Source organism: Streptomyces sp. NPDC051310 (assembly GCF_044455245.1).
Lineage (GTDB): Bacteria > Actinomycetota > Actinomycetes > Streptomycetales > Streptomycetaceae > Streptomyces.
This window is the reverse complement of sequence record NZ_JBITEO010000007.1, coordinates 138219-163554: the sequence shown is the minus strand read 5'-3', so window position 1 is coordinate 163554 and position 25336 is coordinate 138219. Positions and strand designations below refer to the sequence as shown.

At 73.9% G+C, this 25336-nt stretch carries 21 protein-coding genes; 14 read left to right on the top strand and 7 right to left on the bottom strand.

Annotation, left to right across the window (positions count from 1 at the left end; all coding sequences use genetic code 11):
- The first annotated feature begins 12 nt into the window (after positions 1-12).
- The 9 genes from ACIA79_RS12940 to lgt all read left to right on the top strand — a co-directional run bounded on the left by ACIA79_RS12940 (position 13) and on the right by lgt (position 7526).
- Positions 13-672: a TIGR02234 family membrane protein gene (locus ACIA79_RS12940; RefSeq protein ID WP_399428254.1), complete on the top strand. Its 660-nt coding sequence runs from the start codon at positions 13-15 to the stop codon at positions 670-672.
- A gap of 145 nt (positions 673-817) precedes the next feature.
- Positions 818-1090, top strand: coding sequence for an HGxxPAAW family protein (locus ACIA79_RS12935; RefSeq protein ID WP_399428253.1), 273 nt, complete (start codon positions 818-820; stop codon positions 1088-1090).
- 92 nt (positions 1091-1182) lie between these two features.
- Positions 1183-1749: a DUF2752 domain-containing protein gene (locus ACIA79_RS12930; RefSeq protein ID WP_399428378.1), complete on the top strand. Its 567-nt coding sequence runs from the start codon at positions 1183-1185 to the stop codon at positions 1747-1749.
- A gap of 115 nt (positions 1750-1864) precedes the next feature.
- Entirely contained in the window at positions 1865-2674 is an 810-nt protein-coding gene (gene trpC, locus ACIA79_RS12925; RefSeq protein WP_399428252.1) for an indole-3-glycerol phosphate synthase TrpC, read from the top strand.
- Positions 2675-2882: 208 nt separating this feature from the next.
- The gene (gene trpM / locus ACIA79_RS12920) at positions 2883-3101 is read left to right on the top strand and encodes a tryptophan biosynthesis modulator TrpM (RefSeq protein ID WP_399428377.1); all 219 of its coding nucleotides are present in this window, start codon (positions 2883-2885) and stop codon (positions 3099-3101) included.
- A gap of 187 nt (positions 3102-3288) precedes the next feature.
- Positions 3289-4620: a tryptophan synthase subunit beta gene (gene trpB, locus ACIA79_RS12915; RefSeq protein WP_399428251.1), complete on the top strand. Its 1332-nt coding sequence runs from the start codon at positions 3289-3291 to the stop codon at positions 4618-4620.
- Positions 4617-5447, top strand: a complete 831-nt coding sequence (gene trpA, locus ACIA79_RS12910) for a tryptophan synthase subunit alpha (RefSeq protein WP_399428250.1) — start codon at positions 4617-4619, stop codon at positions 5445-5447. The genes trpB and trpA overlap by 4 nt, the downstream gene beginning before the upstream one ends.
- A gap of 138 nt (positions 5448-5585) precedes the next feature.
- Positions 5586-6440 (top strand): DsbA family protein, encoded by an 855-nt coding sequence (locus tag ACIA79_RS12905; protein WP_399428249.1) that lies wholly within the window; start codon positions 5586-5588, stop codon positions 6438-6440.
- Positions 6441-6536: 96 nt separating this feature from the next.
- Complete coding sequence (gene lgt / locus ACIA79_RS12900; RefSeq protein WP_399428248.1) at positions 6537-7526, top strand: prolipoprotein diacylglyceryl transferase; 990 nt, start codon at positions 6537-6539, stop codon at positions 7524-7526.
- Between the two features lie 244 nt (positions 7527-7770).
- On the opposite strand, the gene ACIA79_RS12895 is transcribed toward lgt, so the two are convergent.
- The 7 genes from ACIA79_RS12895 to ACIA79_RS12865 form a co-directional block, all read right to left on the bottom strand.
- Positions 7771-8598, bottom strand: coding sequence for an HpcH/HpaI aldolase/citrate lyase family protein (locus ACIA79_RS12895; protein WP_399428247.1), 828 nt, complete (start codon positions 8596-8598; stop codon positions 7771-7773).
- Complete coding sequence (locus ACIA79_RS12890; protein ID WP_399428246.1) at positions 8595-9788, bottom strand: CaiB/BaiF CoA transferase family protein; 1194 nt, start codon at positions 9786-9788, stop codon at positions 8595-8597. The genes ACIA79_RS12895 and ACIA79_RS12890 overlap by 4 nt, the downstream gene beginning before the upstream one ends.
- A complete protein-coding gene (gene rbsK, locus ACIA79_RS12885; RefSeq protein ID WP_399428245.1) occupies positions 9785-10669 on the bottom strand; it encodes a ribokinase in 885 nt (294 codons plus the stop codon). Before rbsK ends, ACIA79_RS12890 begins: the two co-directional genes overlap by 4 nt.
- Positions 10666-12228, bottom strand: coding sequence for an ADP-ribosylglycohydrolase family protein (locus tag ACIA79_RS12880; RefSeq protein ID WP_399428244.1), 1563 nt, complete (start codon positions 12226-12228; stop codon positions 10666-10668). The genes rbsK and ACIA79_RS12880 overlap by 4 nt, the downstream gene beginning before the upstream one ends.
- Positions 12225-13436 (bottom strand): ADP-ribosylglycohydrolase family protein, encoded by a 1212-nt coding sequence (locus tag ACIA79_RS12875; RefSeq protein WP_399428376.1) that lies wholly within the window; start codon positions 13434-13436, stop codon positions 12225-12227. Before ACIA79_RS12875 ends, ACIA79_RS12880 begins: the two co-directional genes overlap by 4 nt.
- On the bottom strand, positions 13351-14631 hold the full coding sequence (locus tag ACIA79_RS12870; protein ID WP_399428375.1) for an ADP-ribosylglycohydrolase family protein: 1281 nt from the start codon (positions 14629-14631) through the stop codon (positions 13351-13353). Before ACIA79_RS12870 ends, ACIA79_RS12875 begins: the two co-directional genes overlap by 86 nt.
- A gap of 194 nt (positions 14632-14825) precedes the next feature.
- Complete coding sequence (locus ACIA79_RS12865; RefSeq protein WP_399428243.1) at positions 14826-15830, bottom strand: ADP-ribosylglycohydrolase family protein; 1005 nt, start codon at positions 15828-15830, stop codon at positions 14826-14828.
- A 208-nt stretch (positions 15831-16038) separates the two neighbouring features.
- Between ACIA79_RS12865 and ACIA79_RS12860 the strand changes: the two genes are divergently transcribed.
- The 5 genes from ACIA79_RS12860 (at position 16039) to ACIA79_RS12840 (ending at position 25334) form a co-directional block, all read left to right on the top strand.
- Positions 16039-16767, top strand: coding sequence for a VIT1/CCC1 transporter family protein (locus ACIA79_RS12860; RefSeq protein ID WP_399428242.1), 729 nt, complete (start codon positions 16039-16041; stop codon positions 16765-16767).
- A gap of 1027 nt (positions 16768-17794) precedes the next feature.
- Entirely contained in the window at positions 17795-22357 is a 4563-nt protein-coding gene (gene gltB / locus ACIA79_RS12855) for a glutamate synthase large subunit (protein ID WP_399428241.1), read from the top strand.
- Positions 22350-23813 (top strand): glutamate synthase subunit beta, encoded by a 1464-nt coding sequence (locus tag ACIA79_RS12850; RefSeq protein WP_399428240.1) that lies wholly within the window; start codon positions 22350-22352, stop codon positions 23811-23813. Before gltB ends, ACIA79_RS12850 begins: the two co-directional genes overlap by 8 nt.
- A gap of 277 nt (positions 23814-24090) precedes the next feature.
- Entirely contained in the window at positions 24091-24813 is a 723-nt protein-coding gene (locus ACIA79_RS12845; RefSeq protein ID WP_399428239.1) for a vWA domain-containing protein, read from the top strand.
- Positions 24814-24902: 89 nt separating this feature from the next.
- On the top strand, positions 24903-25334 hold the full coding sequence (locus tag ACIA79_RS12840) for a hypothetical protein (protein ID WP_399428238.1): 432 nt from the start codon (positions 24903-24905) through the stop codon (positions 25332-25334).
- Positions 25335-25336: the final 2 nt, after the last annotated feature.

Below are 25336 nucleotides of genomic sequence, written 5' to 3'. Positions count from 1 at the left end.
GTGTAAGGGATAGTGGAGTACGTGAGTGCCGCATCCGTACCCCAGCCCCGTGCCACGCGCGCGGACGAGGCGACGGCCGCCCCCGGTGGCCGCCGCAGTCTCGCCGCCGCCCTGTTCCTCGGTGCCGTCGGAGCGGCGGTCGTGCTGCTCGCGTCGGGGCAGACATGGTCGGAGGGCACCGTCGCGGTGGGCGGCGGGAGCGTGCCGCTGCACGCCGCGGGCGGCGATGTCACGGGTGTGCCGACCGCCCTCGCCATCGTGGGCCTGGCGGCCCTGGTGGCAGTCTTCGCCGTGCGCAGGGCCGGACGGCTCGTCGTCTCGCTGCTGCTCGCCCTGAGCGGCGCGGGCGCGGCGGCCGCCGCGTACCTGGGCGCCTCCGACGGCTCGGCGCTGGACGCCGAGGCCGCGACGACCACCGGTGACGCCGCGGCCCGCGTCGCGGGACTCACCCACACCGCCTGGCCGTACGTCACGGCGGCCGGCGGACTGCTGATCCTGATCGCCGGGCTGCTGGCGCTGCGCTACGGCCGGACGTGGCCCGCCATGTCCGGGCGGTACGAGCGCGACGGCAGCCCCCGCGCGCGCGGCGCCCGGACCGCCGCGGACCCGGACCGGCCCGAGGACCTGTGGAAGGCCCTGGACCGCGGCGAGGACCCGACCGGCGGCGCCTGACGCGCCCGCCGCCGCCCGGAGCTCAAGCCCCCCGGCCCCCGAGGGTGACCCCGGATCACCCCGCACGCGCGCGTACGGGACAATGTCGCGAGAGCGTCCGCACCCGGCGGGGCCGTACCAGAGCAACATCAACGAGGAGCAATTCATGGCGGGCAGCGACCACGGACACACCCCGGCCGCCTGGACCGGTGTCACCATCTCCTTCATCGGCTTCTGCGTCGCCGGTGCCTTCATGGTGGGGAACAACCCGCTGGGGTTCTGGGCGGGCATCGCCGTCATCCTGCTCGGCGGCGTCGTCGGTGGCGCCATGAAGGTCGCCGGTCTCGGCCAGAAGCCGTCGCCCGAGCTCGAGCGCGCCCGCGAAGAGGCGGCCCGTAAGGACCACACCCCGGAGACCGCTCAGGCCGCCCGCTCCTGACCCGTTCAGACGCAGCCACGACACGAGGCGCGGTCCGGCACGGCCGGGCTGCGCCTTTCCGTCGCACCGGCGACAATCCCCGGGTGGACGCCATGCCGACCCCTGCCCCTGAAGGCCCGGAACCCGGACCTGCCGCACCTGCCGGACCTGCCGCACCTCCCGGACCCGGTGCGCCGGGCGGGCCTCCCGTCGCCGGACCGGTACGGACGGGCGCGCCGCCGGGATACCCGCCGCCGGGATACGCGCCGCCGCCCGGCCCGCCCTCGCTCGCACGGCGGCTGGCACCGCCCCTGGGGACCCTCGCCGCGGTCGCGGGGGCCTTCGCGTACGTGGGCGCCGTCGACCCCAACGAGCCCGGGCACTACCCGGTCTGCCCCCTGCTGCGCTTCACCGGCCTGTACTGCCCCGGCTGCGGCGGCCTGCGCAGTGCCCACGCCTTCGTCCACGGCGACCTCGCGGCCGCCTTCGGGGCCAACGCCCTCGCCGTCACCGGCTATCTGGTCTTCGCCGTCGTGATGGTTCTCTGGCTGGTGCGGGCCGTGCGCGCCCTGCCCGTACGGGTCACCGTCGGGCCCGTCTGGGGGTGGGTCCTGGGCGCGGTGCCGGCATTTTTCGCCATTGTCCGGAACTTGCCGTTCGGTTCGGCGCTGGCCCCGTGAAGTCGCAGGTCAACGCGGTGGCGTCAACCGGATGCGGAGACTCGGGCCACCTCCGGATACCATCGAGGTGACTGATCCGGATTCACCATCACCCTCCCGGAAGGGGGCCTCTCGCGTGAGTGTGCTCGACGAGATCATCGAGGGCGTACGCGCCGACCTCGCAGAGCGGCAGGCGCGGGTCTCCCTCGACGAGCTCAAGGAGCGGGCGGCGAAGGCGCCCCAGGCGAAGGACGGCGCGGCCGCACTGCGCGGCGACGGCGTCCAGGTGATCTGCGAGGTGAAGCGCTCCAGCCCGTCCAAGGGCGCGCTCGCCGCGATCGCGGACCCGGCCGGCCTCGCCGCTGACTACGAAGCGGGCGGCGCTTCCGTCATCTCCGTGCTGACCGAGCAGCGCCGCTTCGGCGGCTCCCTCGCCGACCTGGAGGCCGTCCGCGCCCGGGTCGACATCCCGGTCCTGCGCAAGGACTTCATCGTCACCGCCTACCAGCTGTGGGAGGCCCGGGCGTACGGCGCCGACCTCGCCCTGCTGATCGTCGCCGCCCTGGACCAGCCCGCCCTGGAGTCCCTCATCGAGCGCGCCGAGTCCATCGGTCTGACCCCGCTGGTCGAGGTCCACGACGAGGAAGAGGTCGAGCGGGCCGTCGACGCGGGCGCCCGGGTGATCGGCGTCAACGCGCGCAACCTCAAGACCCTCAAGGTCGACCGCTCCACCTTCGAGCGGGTCGTCCCGGAGATCCCGACGGGCATCGTCAAGATCGCCGAGTCCGGCATCCGCGGCCCGCACGACCTGATCGCCTACGCCAACGCGGGCGCCGACGCCGTCCTCGTCGGCGAGTCGCTCGTCACCGGACGCGACCCCAAGGCCGCGGTGGCCGACCTGGTCGCCGCCGGCGCCCACCCCGCCCTGCGGCACGGACGGGGCTGACCCCGCCATGACCGCCGCCGCCCGCGCCTTCGCGCCGACACCGCACCGCGCGCCCGCGCGCCCGGTGCCGTCGGCCGGTGCGGTGCGCCGGCGAGCGGACGGCTCCCGGGCTCCCTCGGCCGCGGACCCTGCCATGACCCCGGCCGCCGCCACGCGCGCGTGCCCGGGCCCCGGCACCAGTCCCGTGAGCTCCACGACCGCGCACCGGGTGCTCCCGCCGTACGCGACCGTCCTCGCGACCGCCGTCCGCACCCTGCCCGACGCGTACGCCCGGCTCGCCCGCGGCTGCCGTCCGCGCGGCTGCCGCGCCCCGGCACGGCGCGTGCACGGACGCCGCGTCCGGTACGTCATCGGGGACGAGCCGGGCCAGGTCAACGGCATGCGATGGCGTGCGCGCCGCACCGCGCGCCGCCTGCACCACCGCTAGCCCGTCCTCCTCGACGGGCCGCACCGGACGCCATCCGGTGTGGCGGGACCGCCGCCGCGCACCCGGCTCCGGGTGACGCCCGGGTGACGGCTCCCGCAACGGACCGGAGGCGGCGGCGCCGGAGCACACCGCGACCACCGTTGACCGAGACATCCCGGGGGCGCCCGCCCCCGTGAGGAGCAGTCGCATGCCCAGCGAGTTCTTCATCCCCGACCCCGACGCCCAGGTCCCCAGCGCGGACGGTTGGTTCGGCGCCTACGGCGGCAAGTTCATCCCCGAGGCGCTCGTCGCCGCCGTCGACGAGGTGGCCGTCGAGTACGACAAGGCCAAGGCCGACCCGGCCTTCGCGGCCGAGCTCGACGACCTGCTCGTGCACTACACCGGCCGGCCCTCCGCGCTCACGGAGGTGCCCCGGTTCGCCCGGCACGCGGGCGGCGCACGGGTCTTCCTCAAGCGCGAAGACCTCAACCACACCGGCTCGCACAAGATCAACAACGTGCTCGGCCAGGCCCTGCTCACCCAGCGCATGGGCAAGACCCGGGTCATCGCCGAGACCGGCGCCGGCCAGCACGGCGTCGCCACCGCCACCGCCTGCGCGCTGTTCGGCCTCGAATGCACCATCTACATGGGCGAGATCGACACCCAGCGCCAGGCGCTGAACGTCGCCCGGATGCGCATGCTCGGCGCCGAGGTCGTGCCGGTGAAGTCGGGCAGCCGCACCCTGAAGGACGCCATCAACGAGGCGTTCCGCGACTGGGTCGCCAACGTCGACCGCACGCACTACCTCTTCGGCACGGTCGCCGGTCCCCACCCCTTCCCGGCCATGGTGCGCGACTTCCACCGCGTCATCGGCGTCGAGGCCCGCCGCCAGATCCTGGAGCGGGCCGGCCGCCTGCCCGACGCCGTCGTCGCCTGCGTCGGCGGCGGCTCCAACGCCATCGGCCTGTTCCACGCCTTCATCCCGGACGCCGCCGTGCGCCTGGTGGGCTGCGAGCCGGCCGGGCACGGCGTCGAGACCGGCGAGCACGCGGCCACCCTGACCGCGGGCGAGCCCGGCATCCTGCACGGCTCGCGCTCCTACGTCCTGCAGGACGAGGAGGGCCAGATCACCGAGCCGTACTCGATCTCCGCGGGCCTCGACTACCCGGGCATTGGCCCGGAGCACGCGTACCTCAAGGACAGCGGGCGCGGCGAGTACCGCGCGGTCACCGACGACGCGGCGATGCAGGCCCTGCGCCTGCTGTCGCGCACCGAGGGCATCATCCCGGCGATCGAGTCGGCGCACGCGCTGGCGGGCGCCCTGGAGCTCGGGCGGGAGCTCGGCGAGGACGGACTGATCGTCGTCAACCTCTCCGGCCGCGGCGACAAGGACATGGACACCGCCGCGCGCTACTTCGGCCTGTACGAGACCGACGCGGCCCCCGTCGAGGCCGACGCCTCCGCCGAGGACGGCGCCGCGGAGATCCAGCGGGACACCGACATCCAGCGGGGCACCGAGACCCAGGGGGAGACCAAGTGAGCGGGAACATCCAGCTGCTGAGCGACACCCTGGAGCGGGCGAAGGCGGAGAACCGGGCCGCCCTCATCGCGTACCTGCCGGCCGGCTTCCCGAGCGTCGACGGCGGGATCGAAGCCGTCAAAGCCGTTCTCGACGGCGGCGCGGACATCGTCGAGGTCGGGCTGCCGCACAGCGACCCGGTGCTCGACGGGCCGGTCATCCAGACCGCCGACGACATCGCCCTGCGCGGCGGGGTGAAGATCGCCGATGTGATGCGCACCGTCCGCGAGGCTCACGAGGCGACCGGCAAGCCGGTCCTGGTGATGACGTACTGGAACCCCATCGACCGGTACGGCGTCGAGCGCTTCACCGCCGAACTGGCCGAGGCGGGCGGCGCCGGCTGCATCCTGCCCGACCTGCCGGTCCAGGAGTCCGCCCTGTGGCGCGAGCACGCCGAGAAGCACGGCCTGGCCACCGTCTTCGTCGTCGCCCCCAGCAGCAAGGACGAGCGGCTGGCCACCATCACGAGCGCCGGATCCGGCTTCGTCTACGCCGCCTCCCTGATGGGCGTCACCGGCACCCGGGCGTCCGTCGGCGCCCAGGCCGCCGACCTGGTACGGCGCACCCGTGCCACCACCGAACTGCCGGTATGCGTCGGCCTCGGTGTGTCGAACGCCGAGCAGGCCGCCGAGGTGGCCTCCTTCGCCGACGGCGTCATCGTCGGATCGGCGTTCGTCAAGCGGATGCTCGACGCCGACGACCACGCGGCAGGTGTCGCCGCCGTGCGGAACCTCGCGGGTGAACTCGCCCGCGGAGTGAAGCGCTCCCAGGGAATGTCCGCGAAGTAGCGCCGTCCGCCCGCCAGGCGGGGCCGGCAACGCCCGGCGGACGGGACGGTGCGGACACCCCCGGGGCGTTCGTCGCTCGAACGGGTGGTTCTGGACCGGGGAGGCGCGCCCGCGCCTCCCCGGTTCGTTGCTGTGGGCGTGAGCGAGAAGAACAGTGCAGGCAAGCGGAGCGCGCGCGAACGGCTCCAGATGGAACGCGAGCAGCAGAGGTCCCGGGAGCGGCGCAGGCGCACCCTGCTCGTGTCGGCGGCCGTCGTCGGAGTGCTCGGCCTTGCCGCCGTGGTCGGTGTCATCGCCGCCAACACCGGCGACGACGGCGAGGGCTCCGGCGCCGGGCCCGTCGCGGCGCCCACCGGCGCGACCGGCAAGGACCGGCTGGCCATCCCCGTAGGCGCGACCGACGCCCCGTCCACGCTCACGATCTGGGAGGACTTCCGCTGTCCGGCCTGTGCCCAGTTCGAGAACGCCGTCCGGGACACGATCCACGGACTGACCGACTCCGGACAGATCAAGGTCGAGTACCACCTCGCCACGATCATCGACGGGAACATGGGCGGAAGCGGCTCGCTGAACGCGGCGAACGCCGCGGCCTGCGCGCAGGACGCCGGCAAGTTCGTGGCGTACCACGACGTCCTCTACCAGAACCAGCCGCCGGAGCCGGACGACGCCTTCGCCGACGACGACAAGCTGTTCGAGCTGGCCGGAAAGGTGCCCGGTCTCGACACGCCGGCCTTCCGCTCGTGCGTGTCGGACGGCACGCACGACAACTGGGTGAAGCAGTCGGACCAGGCGTTCAGCGAGGGCGGCTTCCGCGGCACGCCGACGGTGCTGCTGAACGGAGAATCGATCTTCCCGACCAAGGGCAAGGAGCAGATCTCCGTGGCGAACCTGAAGAAGTGGGTGGCCGAGGCGAACAAGGGCAAGAAGCCCGGCACCGCCTTCCCCTCCGCCCCCGCCTCGCCCCCGGCCTCCCCGTCGCCGGCCGGCTCCTAGCCGCCACCGCCGCACGACCCCGTACCGGCTCGTTATGGAGTCTTTGCCGGGCGGGTGGCCCTGTCGCCCACCCGGCACGGTAGCGTCGGGTCTGCCATGGACCTTGCCTACATCCCGAGCCCGTCGACCGGCGTGATCCACCTCGGACCGCTCCCGCTGCGCGGCTATGCCTTCTGCATCATCATCGGTGTCTTCGTCGCCGTCTGGTACGGCAACAAGCGCTGGCTCGCCCGGGGCGGCAAAGCCGGCACCGTGGCCGACATCGCCGTCTGGGCGGTGCCCTTCGGACTCGTGGGCGGCCGGCTCTACCACGTCATCACCGACTACCAGCTGTACTTCAGCGAGGGCGAGGACTGGGTCGACGCCTTCAAGATCTGGGAAGGCGGCCTCGGTATCTGGGGCGCGATCGCGCTCGGCGCGGTCGGCGCCTGGATCGGCTGCCGGCGCCGCGGCATCCCGCTGCCGGCCTACGCGGACGCCATCGCGCCCGGCATCGCCTTCGCCCAGGCCATCGGCCGCTGGGGCAACTGGTTCAACCAGGAGCTGTACGGCCGGCCGACCGACCTGCCGTGGGCGCTGAAGATCAGCGAGGGTGTGAACCGCGAGGCGGGGCTGTACCACCCGACCTTCCTGTACGAGTCGCTGTGGTGCGTGGGCGTGGCGCTCCTGGTCATCTGGGCGGACCGGCGGTTCACCCTGGGCCACGGGCGGGCGTTCGCCCTCTACGTCGCGGCGTACTGCGCCGGGCGCGGCTGGATCGAGTACATGCGGGTGGACGAGGCGCACCACATCCTGGGCGTCCGGCTCAACGTGTGGACCGCGATCCTGGTCTTCCTGGCGGCCGTGGCGTACATCGTCGTCTCGTCGCGGGTACGGCCCGGGCGCGAGGAGGTCGTGGAGCCGGCCGCGGTCACGACGGGCGGCGGCACCAAGGGTGGCGAGCCCGGCGGGACGGCCGACGCGACCGCACAGGAGCCCGCGGACTCCGCCGACGCGGCGGGTGTGGGACGGGCGGGTTCCGCCGTGGACACGGCGCCGGGCGACCCGCTGCGCAAGCCGGGCACGGCCGAAGCGGCCGACGCATAGCCGGCCGAAGGGCGGCACCACAGCGCTGACGCGCCGCACGGGTGAGGCGGCCGCCGGGACCGGGAGGTTCCGGCGGCCGCCTCCGTGCGTGTGCGGGCGGGCCCGGCCGCACACGCCTCAGGGGTCCCCCCCGCCGGGGAAGAGGGGACGCGGGTCCGGCGGCGGCGTCCTGCCGTGGGCATACACACCGGGGCGGACCGCGGCCGAGGGACAGGGCCCGTGCGGGGCCGCGGCACGGAGGGGGTCAGCTGCGCCGGGCCAGGGACAGGGTCCGGCGGGCCGCCGCGACGATCGCCGCGTCGACGAAGCGGCCGTCCGGCAGGGCCAGCGCGCCGGTGCCGGTGGCGGCGGCAGCGACGATCTCCTCCGCCGCCGCGATCTCCGCTGAGGTGGGCAGGTACGCGCGCTCGATGACCGGGAGCTGGCGCGGATGGATCGCGGCGCGGCCCAGGAAACCGAGGGTGCGGCCATGGGCGCAGGACGCCGCCAGGCCCTCGAGGTCGTGGATGTCGGGGTGGATGGACTGTGCGGGCGGCGGCAGGCCGGCGGCGCGGGCGGCGACCACCACCCGGCTGCGCGACCAGTCGAGGCCGCGGTCGTCGCGGACGCCCAGGTCGGCGCGGAGGTCCGCCTCGCCGATCGCGATGCCGCGGACGGCCGGGTGGGCGGTGGCGACGGCGTGCGCGCGCTCGATGGCGAGCGCGGACTCCAGCAGCGCGTACAGCGGGACGCCCGGGGCGAGGGCCGCGATCCGGTGGATGTCAGTGCCGTGTGTCACCTTGGGAACACGCAGAGCTGCGAGACCGGGGAGGGGGGCCAGCGATGCGATGGCTGCGTTGTCGTGCGCGGTGTCGTGCGCGCCGGGGAGGCGGACATGGACGGGTACGGGCTGGGGGGACGAGAGGAGTTCGGCGGTGGCGTCCAGGGCGTACGCCTTGCGCTCCGGCGCCACCGCGTCCTCCAGGTCCACGATCACCGCGTCGGCGCCGGACCGCAGGGCCTTGGCCACCACGTCCGGGCGGTCGCCCGGCGCGTACAGCAGGGTCAGGGGAGCGCGGGGACCGGAGGTCATACGGCGCCCTCGGCGCGCAGCGCGGTGATCTCGGCCGGGGTCAGGCCGGCCTGGGTGAGGACGGTGTCGGTGTCCGCGCCGTGCGGGCGGCCGGACCAGCGGATGGAGCCGGGGGTCTCGGAAAGCCGGAAGAGGACGTTCTGCATACGGATGGTGCCGAAGTCCGGGTCCGGGACATCGGCCAGCGTCCCCAGCGCCCGGTACTGCGGATCGTTCATGACGTCGCTGATGTCGTAGATCGGGGCGATCGCGGCCTCGGCCTTCTCGAAGGCGGTCATGGCCTCGTCGCGGGTGTGCCGGGCGATCCAGTCGCCCACCGCCTCGTCGAGTTCGTCGGCGTGCTCGGCGCGGGTGGTGCCTTCGGCGAACCAGGGCTCGTCGATCAGCTCGGGGCGGCCGACCAGGCGCATCACACGCTCGGCGACCGACTGCGCGGAGGTGGAGACGGCCAGCCAGGAGCCGTCGGCGGCGCGGTAGGTGTTCCGGGGGGCGTTGTTCCGGGAGCGGTTGCCGGTACGGGGCTGGACGTAGCCGAGCTGGTCGTACCAGAGCGGCTGGGGGCCCAGCACCGTGAGGATCGGCTCGATGATCGCCATGTCCACCACCTGGCCGCGGCCCGTGGCGGCCCGGGCGTGCAGGGCCGTCATCACGGCATAGGAGGTGGCCAGGGCGGCGATCGAGTCGGCCAGGCCGAAGGGAGGGAGCGTGGGCGGGCCGTCGGGTTCGCCGGTGATGGCGGCGAAGCCGCTCATCGCCTCGGCCAGGGTGCCGAAGCCGGGGCGGCGTGCGTACGGGCCGTCCTGGCCGAAGCCGGTGACCCGGGCCAGCACCAGCCGGTCGTTGACGGCCGACAGTTCGGGCCAGCCCAGGCCCCAGCGCTCCAGGGTGCCGGGGCGGAAGTTCTCGATGATCACGTCGGAGGTGGTGGCGAGGCGGAGCAGGGTGGCACGGCCGCCGGGGGTGGACAGGTCGAGGGTGATGGTGCGCTTGTTGCGTCCGAGCAGCTTCCACCACAGGCCCACCCCGTCCTTCGCGGGACCGTGGCCCCGGGACGGGTCGGGCTTGCGGGGGTGCTCGACCTTGATGACGTCGGCGCCGAAGTCGCCGAGCATGGTCGCCGCGAGCGGGCCCGCGAAGAGGGTGGCGAGGTCGAGGACGCGGAGACCCGCGAGGGGAGGTGTGGTGGTCATACGGCGTCGATCTCCGAGCGGTACGGCATCGATGAGGAGGCGCCGGGGCGCTGGACCGAGAGCGCCGCGGCGGACGACGCCCAGGCCAGGGCGTCCGGTACGGGCCGGCCCTCGCCGAGCGCCACGGCCAGGGTGCCGGCGAACGTGTCGCCCGCGGCGGTGGTGTCGACGGCCCGGACCTGCGGGGCCGGGACCGTGACGGGCTCGGTGCCGCGGGCCGCGTAGAGGCTGCCGGCCCCGCCCAGGGTGATGACCACCTCGGGGACGTGCCGCAGCAGTTCGGCCGCGGCCGCGTGCGGGTCGGCGACACCGGTGAGGGACGCGGCCTCGTGCTCGTTGGGCAGCAGCAGATCGGTGGCCGCGAGGAGTCCGGGCGGCAGCGGCTGGGCGGGGGCGGGTGTGAGGAGCGTGCGGACGCCGTGGCGGCGGGCCGCCTCGGCGCCCGCGACGACGGCGGAGAGGGGGAGTTCGAGCTGGAGCAGCAGGACGTCCGCGGTGGCGATGAGGGCGTCGTCGCCGGGGAGGAGGGAGGTGACGGTGCCGTTCGCACCGGGGATGACGACGATCGCGTTGTCGCCCTCGTCGTCCACGACGATGTGGGCGGTTCCCGAGGGCCCCTCGACGGTACGCAGGAGGTCGGTGTCCACGCCCGCGCCGTCGAGGGCGGCGCGCAGGCGGGCGCCGAAGTCGTCGGAGCCGACGGCGCCGATCATCGACACCTCGGCCCCGGCGCGTGCGGCGGCGACGGCCTGGTTGGCGCCTTTGCCGCCGGGGACCGTACGGAACGCGCGTCCCGTGACCGTCTCGCCGAGCTTGGGCGCGCGGGGCACATAGGCGACCAGGTCCATGTTGGTGCTGCCGAGCACCGCGATGTGCGTCATGGGCGGTGTGTCTCCTGGGGTCGGGGGTGGTGGGCGAGGTCGTGGGTGAGGGTGGCGAGGGTGTCGAACCCGGTGCCGTCGAAGGGGCGGACGGACGTGGCGAGCCGGTTCTTCAGGGGCGAGGTCCAGCGTTCCGGGATCCGGTCCGGGTGTCCGGCGAGCAGTCCGGCGACGGAGCCGGCGGTGGCGCCGTTGGAGTCGGTGTCCCAGCCGCCGGAGACGGCACGGCAGATGGACAGGGTGAAGTCGCCGTCGGCGTGGGTGAGGGCGGCGGAGAGGAGGGCGGCGTTCGGGACGGCATGTACCCAGTGGTAGGCGCCGTATGCGGTGTGGAGGCGGTCGGTGACGGTGTCGAAGTCGGCGTGGGCGCGGGCCGTGGCGATGCCGAAGCGGACCGCCCGGGCGAGCCGTGAGTCGGGCGGTACGACGGTCAGCCCGGTGGCGAGGGCCTGGTGGACGTCGCCGGTGCCGGAGGCCGCGGCGGCGATGACCGCCGCGGTGAACATCGCCGCGTACACGCCGTTCGCGGTGTGGCTGAGGGTCGCGTCCCGGTGGACCTGCTCGGCGGCGGCGGCCGGGTCGCCCGGGTGGGTCCAGCCGTGGACGTCCGCGCGGATCCGGGCGCCGATCCACTCGCGGAAAGGGTTGCGGTGGGTGGCGGTGAGCGGTGGTTCGAGACCGGAGAGGAGGTTGCGGTAGGCGACGCGTTCCGCGGTGAAGGCACGGCCGGCGGGCAGCTCGTCGAGCCAGAGGCGGGCGACGTCCGCGGTGGTGAATCCGGGGCCGTAGCGCTGGAGCAGCAGCAGGGCGAGCAGGGTGTGGTCGAGGTCGTCGTCCTCGGGCATGCCGTCGATGTTCTCGGCGAGGGAGGTGGCGGCGGACCGGCGGTTCCAGGGGTGGGCCGCGGCGAGCGCCGGCGGTACGCCCTTGGCGGTGAACCAGGTGGTCAGCGGCCAGTTGCCGGTGGCGCGGGCGAGGGCCCGGATGGCCGAGAGGGGCAGCTTCTCGACGGGCTTGCCGAGCAGGCACCCGGCGGCGCGGCCGAGCCAGGCGGCATGCAACCGCTCACCGAGCCCGGGGGCGGCGGCAGGGTCGGGGCCGCCGCGGGCCGGGGTGGCGCGGGCGTCCGGGCGGTGGGCCTTGCCCGGGCGCCGGGTGCCGTGCCGCGTGGGGCCGGGTGCCGCGGCGGACGGTGCGGGGCGGGACGATGCGGTGCCGGTGCCGGTGCCGGTGCCGGTGTCGGGCGGGGCGGGACGGGGGGCGGAGGAGGGCTCCGGCCAGGTGGAGCAGGCCCGCTTGATGAGAGCGAGGGAGGTGGGTTCCGCCGGGGCCAGGGGGCTCGGCAGCGCGGCGAGTTCGTCCAGCAGGCGCTCCGCGAGGGCACGCAGGTGCGGGGGTGCCGGGCTCGCGGAGGCACCCGCCGCGAAGGGGGCCCGGGAGCCGCCGGCGGCGAGCCAGCGCGCCTCGACGGCCGAGGCGTTGCGGCCGTCCTCCGCGGCCTGGCGCAGTTCGTGGCCGATCAGGTCCTCCGGCTGGACCCAGGTGAGGCGCACGTTCACGCGGTCACCCCGGGCTTGGGCGAGAGCGCGATGAACGCGGTCTCGTGGACGCGGCGCAGGGCCGTGTCCCGCATGAAGATCTCCCGGGTGACCTCGGCCAGCGCCGTGGCCGGAGCGTGCAGGTCGAGGCGGCTCGCCTCGGCCACCTGCTTCGCCCAGGGGCCGGGTACCGCGGCCTCGCCGCCCAGCGCGCCCACGATCGCGCCCGCCATGGTGGCGATCGAGTCGCAGTCGCGGCCGTAGTTGACGGCGCCCAGCACCGTACGGCGGTAGTCGCCCGCGCCGACCAGCAGCATGCCGAGGGCGATGGGGAGCTCCTCGATGGAGTGCAGCCGGGAAGGGCGCCGCGCCGCCAGGGAGGGGGAGCGATAATCGGGGCCGACCGTGTCGAAGGGGGCCACGGCGTCGCGCAGGGGCCGCAGCGCCGCCTCGAAGTCGGTGTGGCGCACGGCCTCTTCGCAAACGGCTTCGATCGCCGCGCGGGTGCCGTCCTTCGCCAGGGCGAGCGCCGCGTCGACGACCGTGGCCGGGGTCGCGGTGGGCCGGCATGCCTCGGCGACCGCGGCGGCGAAGACGCCCGCGGCCTCGCGGCCGTACGAGGACTGGTGGGCGCCCGCGATGTCGAGGGCCTCGGCGTAGGCGGCGGCCGGGTTGGCGGCGTTGACCAGGCCGACGGGCGCCATGTACATCGCGGCACCGCAGTTGACGATGTTTCCGGTGCCGGCCTCGCGAGGGTCGGCGTGGCCGTAGTGGAGGCGGGTGACCAGCCACTTCTCGGCGAGGAAGATCCGCTGCAGCGGCAGGGCCTCGGCCTCCAGCTCCGGGATCCAGCGGGGGTGGGAGATCAGGTCGGGGACGAGGTGGTCGGCGACGGCGTACGCGTCGAGGTGGTCGCGGACCGTTTCGTACACCCGGATCAGCGCGTGCGTCATCAGGGTGTCGTCGGTGACGTGCCCGTCGCCCTTGTGGTACGGCGCGAGGGGCCGGGCGGTGCGCCAGGCGTCGCCGTGCCAGGGGCCGACAATGCCGGTGACGCGGCCGAAGTGGCGTTCCGCGATCTGCTCGGGGGTGTAGCCCTCGACGGGCCCGCCGAGCGCGTCACCGACGGCGGCCCCGACGAGGCTACCGGTGATCCGGTCCTCGAGCGTGAGCGCGGGCGGCGTGGGCGAGGTCGTCGCCGCGGGTCCGCTCCTGGACGTCGGAGTGATCCGCGGCGTCGGTGAGGGCGGAGGCGTCGGAGAGGTCGGAAAGGTCGTCATGTCGGAATTGTCCACCCGGGGTGGCGAGTCCCGTGTGTGCGAGCCGCTCGGCGAGTTCCACCAGGTCCGTGCCCGCGAGGCGGGGGAGCGCGCAGCCGGCGAGGGTGCGGCAGGCGTCGCGCCAGGTGGCCGGAACACCGTCGCCTCCGGTGAGCGCGCCGGTCAGCGCCCCCGCGAGGGCGGGCGCCGAGTCGGCCACCCGCGACAGGCACGCGGCGGCCGGCACCGCCTCGGTGACCTCGCCGCGGGCGGCGAGGGCGAGCGCGAGGGCGACCGGCACGGTCTCGGCGGCGGCGATGCCGTAGCTGTAGACGTGGTCGACGATCTGGTGCTCCAGCAGCGGCACCAGTTCGAAGGCGCTGCCGGCGGTACGGGCCAGCCGGGTGGCGTGCCGGGCGTTGCGGCCGATCTCGGTGGCGTCCGGGAGCTGGCCGAGCGCGGCCTCCACGGCGTCGCCGACCGGTGCGCCGCCCAGGGCCGCGGCGACGGCGGCGGCCATCGCGCGGGCGCCGTGCACGCCGTCGCCGTCCTGGGTGTAGCGGGCGTCGAACTCGGCGAGTTCGGCGGCGGCGCGGGGGTCCCCGGGATGGGCGACGGCGAGGACGGCGGCGCGGACGCAGGCGGCGTCGTCGAAGTAGTGCGGGTTGTCGTGGCCGGTGGCGGGCGGGCGCAGACCCGTGGCGAGGTTCCCGAGCCCGGCCCGCACCGAGATGCGCGCGCGCAGGGGGAGCACGGCCGACTCGACCTCGGGCGCGCGGTCGGCGGCGGCGGCGATCTCGGCGGCGAGGGAGTTCCAGGCCAGGTCGACGGCCGCGCACATGCGGCGTGCGGGAGGCAGCGCGAGGAAGAGGTCACCGGCCGCGGTGAGCAGGGTCTCGGCGGTGAAGACCGCCCACTCGGCGTCGTCGGAGGGGCCGAGTCGCAGCGGCTCCGGCGGCTGGTTGAGGGCGATGGGGACCGGGAGGGTGGTGGTGGCGTTCTGCTCGGCGAAGGTGTCCAGCTCGCGGGTCAGGCGGCGGGTCCACTCGGGCATGCGGGCGGCACGGTGACGGGCGGCGGGCCACCCGGCGGCGTCGCCCGAGGCGAGGCCCAGGAGGAGCCCCTCGATCCGCCGTACCCCCGCGGCGCGGGCTGCCGGAGGCACGGCGGGCCGCGGGCCGGGGCCGCCGTTCCGCTGCCGGCTCCCGGGGGCCGGCGGCCGGGTCCGCTCGCCCTCGGGCGGTGGAGCCGGGGCCGGGTCCCGCGGGTCGGACCGGACGGTGTCCAGGTGCGCGGTGTCGGACCGGCCGGCCTGGGGACGGGCAGGGGCGGGGGCGTGCTCGGCCGGGGTGGGGGGCGTCACGGGGCCTCCGGTTCGTCGTCGGGGATGAGGAGTTCCGCGATGTCCAGGACGTGGTGGCCCCGCATGGAGGGCAGACAGCTCCCGCGCACCGGGCCGATCGCGGAGGCCCACTCCGGGGGGATGGCCGAGGCGCCCGACATCGCACCGGCCAGGGCGCCCGCCACCGCGGCGGTCGTGTCGGCGTCCCGGCCCATGTTGACCGCGGTCAGGACGGCCGTACGGAAGTCGCCGCGCGCGGCCGCGAACGCCCCGAAGGCCAGGCCGACGGCCTCCGGCGCCAGATCCGTCCACGGGTAGCCGCCGATGACGACGGTCGAGCGGACGGTGCGTTCGCGGACGAGCGGGTCGGGCTGGACGCGCTGCGCCGCGACGACCGCGCGGCGCATCGAGCGGGCGGTCCACGAGTCCATCGGCACCACCGACAGGGCCGCGGCGATGATCGAGGCCGGGTCCGCGCCCGACATGGCCGCCGCCACGCCCGCCGCGACCGCCTGGCCGCCGTAGATGCCCTCGCCCTCGTGGCTGACCGAGCCGTCGATCGCCACCAGCCGTGCCGCTTCCGCCGGGCGCCCCGCGGCGAACACCCCGAACGGCGCCGCCCGCATCGCCAGACCGTCGCTCCAGGCGTGGCGGTGCTGTGCGGAGATCGGGGCGGCGAGGCCGCGCCGGAGGTTCTCCAGCGTGCCGCGCTCGCTGAACCCGGCGCCGCGGAACGGTCCTTCGTCCAGGTCCGCGATCCAGTGGTGCCACGCCTTCTCGACGTGCGCCACGGTCAGCGCCGAGCCGTGCCGGGCCAGCAGCAGCCCGGAGAAGATCGCGTACTCGGTGTCGTCGGTGCCCGCGGGCTCGTCCGCCACGAACCCTTCGATACGGCCCCACGTGCGGCGGATCTCGGACGGACGCATGTTCTCGGCCGGAGCCCCGAGCGCGTCCCCGACGGCCAGTCCGAGCAGTGCGCCCCGCGCCCGGTCGAGGAGGGGCGGGGCTGCCGTCGACTCCATCGCGTGGCCCTTCGGTGCGCGGCGATCCGATTCCCGGATGTGTGCCCCGCGGCGGCCCGGCGGTGTCGCGAATGACGGCTCTGTCACCCTGATGACAGGTGGTAAGTAAAGCCTGCCTTGCTAGCGAGCCCCTTACATCGCGCGTATTTTCGAGGTGTTGGGGGAGCGGGGTCACCCGGACCCGCTGCACCGGAGCAAGGGGAGAGCTGTGTCCATCATCGAGACCGAGGCGACGCTTCACGAAGCGCACCGCGACAACCACACGCACCGCGACGTGAACGGCGGGTGGCTGCGGCCGGCGGTGTTCGGCGCGATGGACGGGCTCGTGTCGAACCTCGCCCTGATGACCGGTGTCGCGGGGGGTGCGGTGTCCCAGCAGGCCATCGTCCTCACGGGCCTCGCCGGACTGGCCGCCGGCGCGTTCTCCATGGCGGCGGGCGAGTACACGTCCGTGGCGTCCCAGCGCGAGCTGGTGGAGGCCGAACTGGACGTCGAGCGCCGCGAGTTGCGCAAGCATCCGGTCGACGAGATGGAGGAGCTGGCCGCGCTGTACGTGGCGCGGGGCGTCGAGCCGCCGCTCGCCCGCGAGGTGGCCATGCAGCTGTCCAGGGACCCCGAGCAGGCGCTGGAGATCCACGCCCGCGAGGAACTCGGCATCGACCCCGACGACCTGCCCTCGCCGGTGGTCGCCGCGGTCTCCTCCTTCGGGTCCTTCGCGCTCGGCGCGCTCCTGCCCGTCCTGCCGTACCTGCTCGGCGCGACCGCGCTCTGGCCGGCCGTGCTGCTGGCGCTGCTCGGGCTGTTCGCCTGCGGTGCGCTGGTGGCGCGCGTGACCGCGCGCAGCTGGTGGTACAGCGGCCTGCGCCAGCTCGCCCTCGGCGGCGCGGCTGCCGCCGTCACCTACGGTCTCGGCGCCTTGTTCGGCGCGGCACTCTGACCCACCGGGCCGGCGCCCCGCGCGGACCGGTGCGGGCCGAGCCCCCGGCGCTCGGCCGCACCGGGCGGTGAACAGCGGCCCCTGCATCGGGCTGCCGCCGTTGCCCTCGCCGTGGCTGTGGCGGCGGCATGCTCCGCCGCCGTGGGGTGCATGCGCCGCCCGCTCCGACGCCGCCGCGGCCGTTCCGCCCGCACCCGGCCGGCGGGGCTCGCCGGTGTCGGCCCGGCGGCGGGCGGCACCGGCGCCCGCACTTCTTGCCCCCGCGCGCGCCGCGAACCGCCGGCGGCCCCGGCGCGGGTCGCGAGGCATCCGGGCCTGCGCACGCGTTCGGCGGACGCCCGGCGCAGGGACGCCCGCGCGCGCCGCGACCGCCCCCGCCCCGGCGGGGCGCTCCCGGCCCGCGCTGCGACCGCCGCCGGCGGTCTCGTGAGCGGTGCACCGGCGCCCGCACCTCTCGCCCCCGGCACGCGCCGCGACTGCCCCGGCCCCGCGGGGAGTCGTACACGCCGACGCGGCCGCCCGTGCCCGGGCCGGCGAGCCGGGGGCGGCCGGAACGGCCGGGGTGCTCGCGGCGCCGCTGGTTCCGCTTCCGCGCCGGGCGAGCGGCGGTTACGGTGGAAGCTCCCGTTCCTCCCGTATCCCCGCGCTCCGGACACGGCGGACGCGCCCCACTGCCGGATGTGATGAACCTCCAATGGCGGGACGCCACCCGCCGGTGAGACACTATGCGCCGCGGCGCATACTGACCCGTAACACGGCGGTTTCGATTCCTTCATCAGCGGGCATGAGCCGTGAGCGCTGCGGGCAACGAAGCCCGCTCCCCCTCGCAGGCCGTCGGACGGCCCACCACGCCCATCCGGTCCCACCTGCGACAACACACTCCACCGCCTCATGCGGTGTCCGCATGTTGGAATGAAGTATCCGCTTCCCGAGAAACACTCCATCATGTAACCTGCACGAAATTTCGCGGAGGGCCAACGTCGTCCCTCTGGCACTTGGATATGCCACGACGACGACGGGAGAGCCGATGCGTTCCGACGCCTGGTCGCCCATGGACGGTCGCCCCGCCCCGCAGGGTATGTACGACCCCCGCAACGAGCACGACGCCTGCGGTGTCGGCTTCGTTGCCACCCTCACCGGTGTCGCCAGCCACGCGCTGGTGGAGCAGGCGCTGACCGTTCTGCGCAACCTGGAGCACCGGGGCGCCACCGGCTCCGAGCCCGACTCCGGCGACGGCGCGGGCATCCTGCTCCAGGTCCCGGACGCCTTCCTCCGCGAGGTCACCGACTTCGAGCTCCCGGCAGCCGGCGAGTACGCCGTCGGCATCGCCTTCCTCCCCGCGGACGGCTCCGCACAGGCCGTCTCACGGATCGAGACGATCGCCGCCGAGGAGAACCTCACCGTCCTCGGCTGGCGCGAGGTCCCCGTCGCCCCCGAGCTGCTCGGCGCCACCGCCCGCTCGACCATGCCGGCCTTCCGCCAGCTGTTCGTGAGCGACGGCGGCACCAGCACGGGTATCGCCCTCGACCGCAAGGCGTTCCTGCTGCGCAAGCGCGCCGAGCGCGAGGCCGGGGTCTACTTCCCCTCGCTCTCCGCCCGCACCATCGTCTACAAGGGCATGCTCACCACCGGTCAGCTGGAGCCCTTCTTCCCGGACCTGTCCGACCGGCGCTGCGCCACGGCCGTCGCGCTCGTCCACTCCCGCTTCTCCACGAACACCTTCCCGAGCTGGCCGCTGGCCCACCCGTACCGCTTCGTCGCGCACAACGGTGAGATCAACACGGTCAAGGGCAACCGCAACTGGATGCGGGCCCGCGAGTCGCAGCTCCTGTCCGACCTGTTCGGGGACAAGGGCCTGGAGCGGATCTTCCCGGTCTGCACGCCGGACGCCTCCGACTCCGCCTCCTTCGACGAGGTGCTGGAGCTGCTCCACCTCGGCGGCCGTTCGCTGCCGCACAGCGTCCTGATGATGGTTCCCGAGGCGTGGGAGAACCACGACTCCATGGACCCGGCCCGGCGCGCCTTCTACCAGTACCACTCCACGATGATGGAGCCCTGGGACGGCCCGGCCTGTGTCACCTTCACCGACGGCGTCCAGGTCGGCGCCGTTCTCGACCGCAACGGTCTGCGTCCGGGCCGGTACTGGGTCACCGACGAGGGCCTCGTCGTCCTCTCCTCCGAGGTCGGCGTCCTCGACATCGACCCCGCCAAGGTCGTCCGCAAGGGCCGTCTCCAGCCCGGCAAGATGTTCCTCGTCGACACCGCCGAGCACCGCATCATCGAGGACGACGAGATCAAGGCCGCCCTCGCCGCGGAGCACCCGTACCAGGAATGGCTGGAGACGGGGATCATCGAGCTCGAGGACCTCCCCGAGCGCGAGCACATCGTCCACACCCACGCCTCGGTCACCCGCCGCCAGCAGACCTTCGGCTACACCGAGGAGGAGCTGCGCGTCCTCCTCGCGCCGATGGCCCGCACCGGCGCCGAGCCGATCGGCTCCATGGGCACGGACTCGCCGATCGCCGCGCTCTCCGAGCGGCCGCGCCTGCTCTTCGACTACTTCACCCAGCTGTTCGCGCAGGTCACCAACCCGCCGCTGGACGCCATCCGCGAGGAGCTCGTCACCTCGCTGCACTCCTCGCTCGGCCCGCAGGGCAACCTGCTGGAGCCGACGGCCGCGTCCTGCCGCAGCGTCACCCTGCCGTTCCCGGTCATCGACAACGACGAGCTGGCCAAGCTCATCCACATCAACGCCGACGGCGACATGCCCGGCATGAAGGCCGCCACGCTCTCCGGCCTCTACCGGGTCTCCGGCGGCGGCGAGGCCCTCGCGGCCCGCATCGAGGAGATCTGCGCCGAGGCCGACGCCGCCATCGAGGGCGGCGCCCGCCTGATCGTGCTGTCCGACCGGCACTCCGACGCCGAGCACGCGCCGATCCCGTCGCTGCTGCTCACCTCGGCCGTCCACCACCACCTCATCCGCACCAAGCAGCGCACCCAGGTGGGCCTGCTGGTCGAGGCCGGCGACGTCCGCGAGGTCCACCACGTCGCGCTGCTCATCGGGTACGGCGCCGCCGCCGTCAACCCGTATCTCGCCATGGAGACCGTCGAGGACCTGGTCCGCGCCGGCACCTTCGTCGAGGGCCTGGAGCCCGAGCAGGCCATCCGCAACCTCATATACGCCCTCGGCAAGGGCGTCCTGAAGGTCATGTCCAAGATGGGCATCTCGACCGTCGCCTCCTACCGCGGCGCCCAGGTCTTCGAGGCCGTCGGCCTCGACGAGGCCTTCGTCGAGAAGTACTTCAACGGCACCGCCACCAAGATCGGCGGCGCCGGCCTCGACGTCGTCGCCAAGGAGGTCGCCGCCCGCCACGCCAAGGCGTACCCCGCCTCCGGCGTCCCCTCCGCGCACCGCGCGCTGGAGATCGGCGGCGAGTACCAGTGGCGCCGCGAGGGTGAGCCGCACCTGTTCGACCCGGAGACGGTCTTCCGCCTCCAGCACGCCACGCGCGCCGGCCGCTACGACATCTTCAAGAAGTACACGGACCGGGTGAACGAGCAGTCCGAGCGCCTGATGACGCTGCGCGGCCTGTTCGGCTTCAAGTCCGACCGCCCGTCGATCCCGATCGAGGAGGTCGAGCCGGCGAGCGAGATCGTCAAGCGGTTCTCCACCGGCGCCATGTCGTACGGCTCCATCTCCCAGGAGGCGCACGAGACGCTGGCCATCGCCATGAACCAGCTGGGCGGCAAGTCCAACACCGGTGAGGGCGGCGAGGACCCCGAGCGCCTGTACGACCCGGCGCGGCGTTCGTCGATCAAGCAGGTCGCCTCCGGCCGCTTCGGCGTCACCTCCGAGTACCTGGTCAACGCGGACGACATCCAGATCAAGATGGCCCAGGGCGCCAAGCCCGGCGAGGGCGGCCAGCTGCCCGGCCACAAGGTCTACCCGTGGGTCGCCAAGACGCGGCACTCCACCCCGGGCGTCGGCCTGATCTCCCCGCCGCCGCACCACGACATCTACTCCATCGAGGACCTGGCTCAGCTGATCCACGACCTCAAGAACGCCAACCCGGCCGCCCGCATCCACGTGAAGCTGGTGTCCGAGGTCGGCGTCGGCACGGTCGCCGCCGGCGTGTCCAAGGCCCACGCGGACGTCGTGCTCATCTCCGGCCACGACGGCGGTACGGGCGCGTCCCCGCTGACGTCGCTGAAGCACGCGGGCGGCCCCTGGGAGCTCGGCCTCGCCGAGACCCAGCAGACCCTGCTGCTCAACGGCCTGCGCGACCGGATCGTCGTCCAGACCGACGGTCAGCTCAAGACCGGCCGCGACGTCGTCATCGCCGCGCTGCTCGGCGCCGAGGAGTTCGGTTTCGCGACCGCGCCGCTCGTCGTCTCCGGCTGCGTCATGATGCGCGTCTGCCACCTGGACACCTGCCCGGTCGGCATCGCGACCCAGAACCCGGTGCTGCGCGAGCGCTTCTCCGGCAAGGCCGAATTCGTCGTCAACTTCTTCCGGTTCATCGCCGAGGAGGTGCGCGAGCTCCTCGCCGAGCTCGGCTTCCGCACCCTGGAGGAGGCCGTCGGCCACGCCGAGCTGCTCGACACCACCGAGGCCGTGAACCACTGGAAGGCGCAGGGCCTCGACCTGGCCCCGCTGTTCCACGTCCCCGAGCTGCCGGAGGGCGCGGTGCGCCACCAGGTCGTCGAGCAGGACCACGGTCTGGAGAAGGCGCTGGACAACGAGCTCATCGAGCTCGCCGCCGACGCCCTGAACGCGGCCTCCGCCGAGGACGCCCGACCGGTCCGCGCGCAGATCGCGATCCGCAACATCAACCGCACGGTCGGCACCATGCTCGGCCACGAGGTGACGAAGAAGTTCGGTGGCGCGGGCCTGCCCGACGACACCATCGACATCACCTTCACCGGCTCGGCCGGCCAGTCCTTCGGCGCGTTCCTGCCGCGCGGCGTCACGCTGCGCCTGGAGGGCGATGCCAACGACTACGTCGGCAAGGGCCTGTCCGGCGGCCGCGTGATCGTCCGCCCCGACCGGGGCGCCGACCACCTGGCCGAGTACTCCACCATCGCGGGCAACACCATCGCGTACGGCGCGACCGGCGGCGAGATCTTCCTCCGCGGCCGCACCGGCGAGCGGTTCTGCGTCCGCAACTCCGGCGCGCTGGTCGTCTCCGAGGGCGTGGGCGACCACGGCTGCGAGTACATGACCGGCGGGCACGCGGTGGTCCTCGGCGAGACGGGCCGCAACTTCGCGGCCGGTATGTCGGGCGGCACCGCGTACGTCATCGACCTCGACCGGGACAACGTCAACTCCGGCAACCTCGGGGCCGTCGAGGCCCTGGACGAGGCCGACCGGGTGTGGCTGCACGACGTCGTGCGCCGCCACCACGAGGAGACGGGCTCGACCGTAGCCGAGAAGCTCCTTGCCGACTGGTCCACCGCCGTGGAGCGGTTCAGCAAGATCATCCCGACCACGTACAAGGCCGTGCTCGCCGCCAAGGACGCCGCTGAGCTCGCCGGTCTCTCCGAGCAGGAGACCACCGAGAAGATGATGGAGGCGGCGACCAATGGCTGACCCCAAGGGCTTCCTGACCACCGGGCGCGAGGTCGCCAAGACCCGCCCCGTGGCCGAGCGCGTCAAGGACTGGAACGAGGTCTACGTCCCCGGCTCCCTGCTGCCGATCATCAGCAAGCAGGCCGGCCGGTGCATGGACTGCGGCATCCCGTTCTGCCACAACGGCTGTCCGCTCGGGAACCTGATCCCCGAGTGGAACGACTACGCCTACCGCGAGGACTGGCAGGCCGCGAGCGAGCGCCTGCACGCCACGAACAACTTCCCGGAGTTCACCGGGCGGCTGTGCCCGGCCCCGTGCGAGTCGGCGTGCGTGCTGGGCATCAACCAGCCGGCGGTCACCATCAAGAACGTCGAGGTCTCGATCATCGACAAGGCGTGGGACAGCGGTGACGTCACGCCGCAGCCGCCGGAGCGGCTGTCCGGCAAGACCGTCGCCGTCATCGGCTCCGGCCCGGCGGGCCTCGCCGCCGCGCAGCAGCTGACCCGCGCCGGCCACACGGTCGCCGTGTACGAGCGGGCCGACCGCATCGGCGGTCTGCTGCGGTACGGCATCCCCGAGTTCAAGATGGAGAAGGTGCACATCAACCGCCGCATCGAGCAGATGCGCGCGGAGGGCACCAAGTTCCGCACCGAGATCGAGATCGGCCGCGACATCGACGCCGTGAAGCTGCGGCAGCGGTACGACGCGGTCGTCATCGCCGCCGGCGCCACCGTCTCGCGCGACCTGCCCGTGCCGGGGCGCGAGCTCAAGGGCATCCACTTCGCGATGGAGTACCTGCCGCTCGCCAACAAGGTGCAGGAGGGCGACTTCGTGGCGCCCCCGATCACCGCCGAGGGCAAGCACGTCGTGGTCATCGGCGGCGGCGACACCGGCGCGGACTGCGTCGGCACCGCCCACCGGCAGGGCGCGCTGTCCGTCACGCAGCTGGAGATCATGCCCAAGCCGGGCGAGGACCGGAACCCGGTCACGCAGCCCTGGCCGACCTTCCCCATGCTCTACAAGGTCACCTCGGCCCACGAGGAGGGCGGCGAGCGGGTCTACTCCGTCTCCACCACCCACTTCGAGGGCGACGAGGAGGGCAACGTCCAGTTCCTCCACCTCGTCGAGGTCGAGTTCAAGGACGGCAAGCTGGAGCAGAAGCCGGGCACCGAGCGGAGGATCCCGGCCCAGCTGGTCACCCTCGCCATGGGCTTCACCGGCACCGACCGGTCCAACGGCCTGGTGGATCAGTTCGGCCTGGAGCTCGACGCGCGCGGCAACATCGCGCGGGACGAGAACTACGCGACCAACGTCGACGGCGTCTTCGTCGCCGGTGACGCCGGCCGCGGCCAGTCGCTCATCGTCTGGGCCATCGCCGAGGGCCGCTCCGCCGCCCGCGGAGTGGACCGCTACCTGACGGGCACGAGCGAACTGCCCGCCCCCATCCGCCCGACGGACCGCGCCCTGGCGGTCTGACCGCCCGGCCACCGAGGCCCCTGCCGACCGGCGTCCCGGACGGCCGGTGCCGCACACCGGCCGGCACCGCGTACGATGACGTACGCGGTGCCCCCGGCCGGACCGCCTTCTCCACCGGCCCCGGCCCTCGGCGGCCCGAGGCACCCCTCATACGTCCCGTACAACGGCGTGCGGAACACAGCAGCGCCTGCCGTGTCCCCGACCGGACCTTCGGCAGGCGCTGCGCCCTTTCCCGAAGGCCCCGCGGGGAACCGCGACCGTCCCCTACGCTCCTCGTATGCCGATCAGCCTCCGGAAGATGGAGGAGACCGCGCCCGCGCTGGTCGACCTCTACAAGAGCGCGGGTGTCTCCCTCCGCAAGCACGGGCTGAGCGGCGAGCGCGCGGCTGTATACCTCGTGGTCGACCACTCCGGCTCGATGCGGCCGTACTACCGGGACGGCAGCGTCCAGGCCCTCGCCGACCGGGTGCTGGGGCTGTCGGCCCACCTCGACGACGACGGACGCGTCCCCGTCGTCCTCTTCTCGACGGACATCGACGCCGAGACCGAGATCGCCCTGGCGAACCACCACGGCCGGATCGACCGGATCGTGGCGAACCTCGGCCACATGGGCAGGACCAACTACCACCTGGCCATGGACGCGGTCATCGACCACTACCTCGACAGCGGTACCACCGCCCCCGCGCTCGTCGTCTTCCAGACGGACGGCGGACCGAGCAGCAAGCTCGCGGCCGAACGCTATGTGTGCAAGGCGGCCAAGCTGCCGATGTTCTGGCAGTTCATCGGCTTCGGCGACCCGGACAGCCACCAGTTCGACTTCCTGCGCAGGCTCGACGAGCTCGCCGTACCCGCGAAGCGCTGCGTCGACAACGCGGGCTTCTTCCACGCGGGCACCGACCCGTCCCGCGTCCCCGACGCCGAGCTCTACGACCGGCTGGTCGGGGAGTTCCCGGCCTGGCTCGCCGCGGCACGGGCCCGGGGCATCGTGCGCTCGGCCTGACGTGTGATTGTCGCCCCCGCCGCGGGATGCCCGGGAGCCCCGGGGTAGGGCTGCTCCTCGGTACCGGCTACCGGATGGGAGACACACACATGCGCCGTACAGGACTCGTGGTCGCCGCGGCGACCGCACTCGCGCTGGGGGCGGGCGGCGGGACCGCCCGGGCGGACTCGACCGTGGCCGCCGGCGTGTCGGCGAGCTGGGGCGACCGCGCCCAGCTCCGCTTCACCTGGACCGAACGGCACACCGTCGAGGGCGGCACCCTCATCATCACCGACACCACCTGCGACGACCGCCCCGTGTCCGTCTCCGTCGCGGTCACCACCGGCGCCGGCCAAAACGTGTCGCTCGGCGACCGGCGCCATGCGGGCGGCTGCGGCACGAGCGCCGAGTTCCGCGACATCGCCGCGTCCGACGACAGCGGGATCCGCCGGCTGACGCTGACGATCTGCCGGGACGGCGGCACCTGTGAGACACGCTACGAGGGGGCCAACCCGTACCGGCTGGACGCGCTTCCCTTCTGATA